General features: G+C 61.0%; 5 protein-coding genes and 1 pseudogene. 5 read left to right on the plus strand and 1 reads right to left on the minus strand.

Going from position 1 to position 4,071, the window contains the following annotated elements:
* The first annotated feature begins 129 nt into the window (after positions 1-129).
* From EOA86_RS25160 to EOA86_RS25175, 4 genes are all read left to right on the plus strand, one after another.
* Positions 130-378, plus strand: a complete 249-nt coding sequence (locus EOA86_RS25160; RefSeq protein ID WP_281035694.1) for a DUF3422 family protein — start codon at positions 130-132, stop codon at positions 376-378.
* Positions 379-485: 107 nt separating this feature from the next.
* The gene (locus tag EOA86_RS25165; protein ID WP_164891966.1) at positions 486-1,214 is read left to right on the plus strand and encodes a LuxR family transcriptional regulator; all 729 of its coding nucleotides are present in this window, start codon (positions 486-488) and stop codon (positions 1,212-1,214) included.
* 78 nt (positions 1,215-1,292) lie between these two features.
* Positions 1,293-1,949 carry an acyl-homoserine-lactone synthase gene (locus EOA86_RS25170; protein ID WP_128344152.1) on the plus strand — a complete coding sequence of 219 codons (657 nt, stop codon included), beginning with the start codon at positions 1,293-1,295 and terminating at the stop codon, positions 1,947-1,949.
* A gap of 172 nt (positions 1,950-2,121) precedes the next feature.
* Positions 2,122-3,033 carry a LysR family transcriptional regulator gene (locus EOA86_RS25175; protein ID WP_128344154.1) on the plus strand — a complete coding sequence of 304 codons (912 nt, stop codon included), beginning with the start codon at positions 2,122-2,124 and terminating at the stop codon, positions 3,031-3,033.
* A 1-nt stretch (position 3,034) separates the two neighbouring features.
* On the opposite strand, the pseudogene EOA86_RS25180 reads toward EOA86_RS25175, so the two are convergent.
* Positions 3,035-3,166, minus strand: a pseudogene (locus EOA86_RS25180) (DUF2274 domain-containing protein); the annotation flags it as partial.
* 264 nt (positions 3,167-3,430) lie between these two features.
* Between EOA86_RS25180 and EOA86_RS25185 the strand changes: the two are divergent.
* The coding region (locus EOA86_RS25185) for a site-specific integrase (RefSeq protein ID WP_164891967.1) at positions 3,431-4,071 on the plus strand (641 nt) is incomplete at its 3' end.

Raw genomic sequence — 4,071 nt, forward strand, 5'->3', positions numbered from 1 at the left:
GAAGACGGCATCGAATTCCTGGCGCCGCTGTGTCCCGAAACGATCCCCATCATCAACGAATAGAGCTCGTCGCAGGGGATACGCGGGCCGACGCTTACACACTGCATCGGCATTCCGGAGGACCCCGCGCTGGCCACCTGCGTGGCGATGGAGAAACGTCTGGCCGTGCTCTCCGCTAAGCTCGAACGGGCAATCGAGTTGTTGGACGTCAGGATCGGCGTCGACGTCCAACTGCAAAATGCCGCTGTCCTAGACAGCATTGCAAAGACCGCGCACGGCCAGTTCCTGCTCCAGCGGACGGTGGAAGGGCTGTCGACCATCGCCATCAGTTACTTCCTCTTTGGCATTTATCAGCTACGCCTTGGCTGGCCCACTTGACGAGTTGCACTGGGAAAAGACCATCGCTCTCTCGATCGCTGCGCCCCTCGTGTTGATGGTCGTTTGGTTCATGGTGCGGGCGCTTCGTCGCAGGCATGCATAATGCAATGACAGGTCTCGACGCGACGCTCGAAGACATCGGCAAGCTTGGTGACGGGGAGCAAATTCCGGCCCTGCTGCGGCGTGTCGCGGAAAGATACGGCATGAAGACCGTCGCCTATTTGGGAACCGGTGCGCTCGATCAGACGGTGCCAAGGCACGAGCCGTATATTGCGGTGACCTATCCGCCCGAATGGGTAGAGCGGTATAGGGCCCGCGGCTATCTCAAAATCGATCCCGCGATCCAAATCGGCCTCAGGCGCCTGCTCCCCATCGATTGGGATGAGTTCGGCAACGGTGAGCGGGCTTTGCGGCAGTTTTTCGGAGAGGCGCTAGAGTTTGGGCTCGGCCGGCGAGGCATCTCCTTCCCGGTCCATGGCTGCCGCGGCGACCGGGCCCTGTTTTCGGTGACCGCCGACTTCAACAACCGCGAATGGTATTGGGCGCGCCGGACCGCCTTCCGGCATTTTCCGATCATAGCGGCGCATCTCCATGACGCCGTGCTGCGGACAGAGACCATCTTTCGGACGCAGCCCCACCTGTCGCCCAGGGAACTCGAATGCCTGCAATGGACCTCGGAAGGTAAGACCGTGTGGGAGTGCGGTGTGATCCTCGGGCTATCGCCGCACACTGTGCGCTGCTATCTCGAAAGCGCGCGGCATAAACTCGGGGCATCGAGCAATACACACGCGGTCTCACTTGCCCACGAGTCTGGCTTGCTCTTCAAGGTGCCGTAAACCCGGCTATTCAACCGGATACTAGCTTCCGCCTTCCGGCCATACGTCCTGCCTCGTTTAACAACGAGGAGACTAAGGATGATACTGGCCATTGAAGGCGTTGACCGCCATCACTATCCGGACCTCTTTGACCAAATGTTCCGCGTGCGCGCCGCGGTGTTCGCGGATCGGCTGGCTTGGGACGTCAGCGTAGTCGACGGACGAGAATGCGATCGGTTTGATGCAGAAGATCCCCTTTATCTTCTTTGTGTCGATGAGGTCACGCAGCATCTGAAAGGCGCCGTTCGGCTTCTACCGACCACTGGCCCCAACATGCTTCGCGATGTTTTCGCCGCGCTTGTTCCCGATGGTCCGGTCGAGAGTCCGTTGATCTGGGAGAGTTCGCGTTTTGCCGTCAATCCAGAGCTTGCCATCGGTCTGGCGCGTCAGGGCGTAAACCACATGGTCAACACGACCACGGTCGAACTGCTCTGCGGCCTCGTCGAGGCAGCACAGCTTGCCGGCGTCGAACACATCGTGTCGGTCTTCGATGCGCGAATGGCGCGAATATTCCGCACGGTCGATTGTCCATATGACGTCATCGGTGTCCCGACACGAGTCGGCAAGACGATGACTTACGCGGGCGTGTTTGAGATTTCGGATGCTATGCGTCGTCGGTTGGGCAACAAGGCAGGGCTTCTCAAGCCTGTGTTGTCATCGAGGCGACTTCCGTCCGTATTAGCACTGGGTGCTTAATGCGTCTGACGCGTGAGCGACGCTGAAGGAAACCGGCCAGCAGGTTGTTGCATGGGTCCGGGCGGCAGCAGTCGGAAGGCATCCTGCAAACCAACCCAAGCGACCATTTTCAAAGTGATTTCGAAGTGAACCGCCACTTCGGGGCTCACGACCGCAGGATAGATACGATTGGATGCCTGACATCTCTTTTGACTTTCGATTGTTTCGGTACGCGTTGGCGGCGGCCGAATATGGAAGCTTTCGCCGTGCGGCCGCCGCGCTGAATATTCAGCAGTCTACGGTGAGCAGGGGCGTCCGTAGCCTGGAGCATCGCGTCGGCGCAGAGCTGTTTGAGCGAGGCCACGCGGGCATACGCCCAACGCCGGCGGGGGACCGATTCCTGGAAGAAGCCATTCTGGGTTTCGATCATCTGAGACGGGCAATGCAGCGCATCGGAGCATTGCAACGTGGAGTGCACGGCCAGCTCACGGTCGCGATAAGCGCGCCTTTCATCCTAGTGAGTGAATTGTTCGAGCGGTTCTGCAGGGAATACGAAGGCATCTCCATCGAAGTCGTCGAAGGCACCTCCAGCGCGAGCTGGGCACTCACGCAGCAGCGTAACGTGGATGTGGCATTTGTCGCGAAAATCCGAGAGGGCGCGCCTCGAACATTGCACTTGCGGGACGAGCGTATGATCGCGGTGCTGCCGAAGTCTCATCCCCTGGCGGGAGCACGGAGGCTCACGTTGAACGACCTTCGGCTGGAGAAATTCATCCTCGGCGCGGGCGGCCTGGGACCTGATATCGAGGACCATATCGTGGCGCGCATGGCGAAGCTGGATGTGGAGGTCAAGGTTCAGCTGCATCGTGTCGACCAATCCAATCTCATCGATATGGTGGCCGCGGGATTTGGCGTTACGGTCACTGCTGGGCCTTCCTCGCGCACCGCTCCAGCCGGCGTGGCGGTCGTGCCGCTTGCCGGCAGGAACGTCGTGTCGGTTTACGCAGTTTGGATGGAGTGCAATCCCAATCCCGCGCTGAAGGGGCTGCGCGACATCATGCGACAATCCACTCGACCCAACGGGACAAATGGGTCAAGTGCGTAGGTCATGGATCGCGCGGCAGCTTCCGCGAACGTGCGAAGCCCCGATCCGTCGCCATGAAGCGCTGGAGCATCGGAACGATCAACCGGACAGGATCTCCAACCTGTTGACCGGACTCGCGTGACAGCACGTCGGCGTTATCCAGACTCTATCGGCCTGTCTCAGAATCAGTCATGGGGGCGCTGCATCGGCGTTGCCGGTGAGTCTCATCAGACGTCCGAGTCAAGCGTTCCCGCAGCGTAGCGAGGACAACGCTTGACGCGGCGGCGGCTCCACAAGCTTGTTCATGGGGTGCAGGCGAAGTCCTGCACCCCTGCCACGCGGCGAGCGGGAGAGCGCGAGGGGAACCCCTCGCATTCAAGAATGACTCGCGCCGAAGGCGCTCCGCTTTGGAGAACGGATGCCGCAACTTTACTTCACCGATATTGCAGCGCTGCGTCGGCCAGCCATCATTGATAACGTTGCTCATGAGCTTCCGGCTGAGGCGATCGCGGCGGCGCACCGATCCGGGCTCAGTGACGGCATTCCCTTCATCCTGGATGAAGACGGCACATACGACCCGGACCTCAATCGCTTTTTCCGGGCATGCCCCACGATGGGGGTGCGCTCGCCGAACAGTCTTCGCGCCTATGGGCGCGACCTCGTCGTCTGGATGCGCTTTCTTTCGGAGCGGCGGCAAGGCAAGCGCATCTGGCAGGCTGATCGCGACGATATCGCGGCCTATCACGCCGCGCGCCGCCGATCAGCTCCGCCCTATCGTATTTCGGCGTCCTCCTGGAACCGCGCGGTGGCGGCGCTGGAGAAGTTCTACGGCTGGGCGCTAGAGGAAGGGCTGATGTCGACCTCGCCGTTCGGCGCCATTGCGAACTGGCGGCCTGTGCGCAACGGTCGCGTCGTGCCGACCAGGACAGTTCGGGCACGAGAGCCAGGCGCGCGACGGGGTGATGTCCGCTTCGTCAGCCTCGATCATTTCCTGGCGTTCCGGGACGTCGGACTGCGCGGGCGACGGCTCGACGGCCACGAAGATCCCACCTGGAACGG

Source organism: Mesorhizobium sp. M5C.F.Ca.IN.020.32.2.1 (genome assembly GCF_004023105.1).
Lineage (GTDB): Bacteria > Pseudomonadota > Alphaproteobacteria > Rhizobiales > Rhizobiaceae > Mesorhizobium > Mesorhizobium wenxiniae.

Bases quoted from the DNA above. Each gene is read 5' to 3' on its own strand.
- EOA86_RS25165 (WP_164891966.1), top strand. From the start codon at position 486: ATGACAGGTCTCGACGCGACGCTCGAAGACATCGGCAAGCTTGGTGAC.
- EOA86_RS25170 (WP_128344152.1), top strand. From the start codon at position 1,293: ATGATACTGGCCATTGAAGGCGTTGACCGCCATCACTATCCGGACCTC.
- EOA86_RS25175 (WP_128344154.1), top strand. From the start codon at position 2,122: ATGCCTGACATCTCTTTTGACTTTCGATTGTTTCGGTACGCGTTGGCG.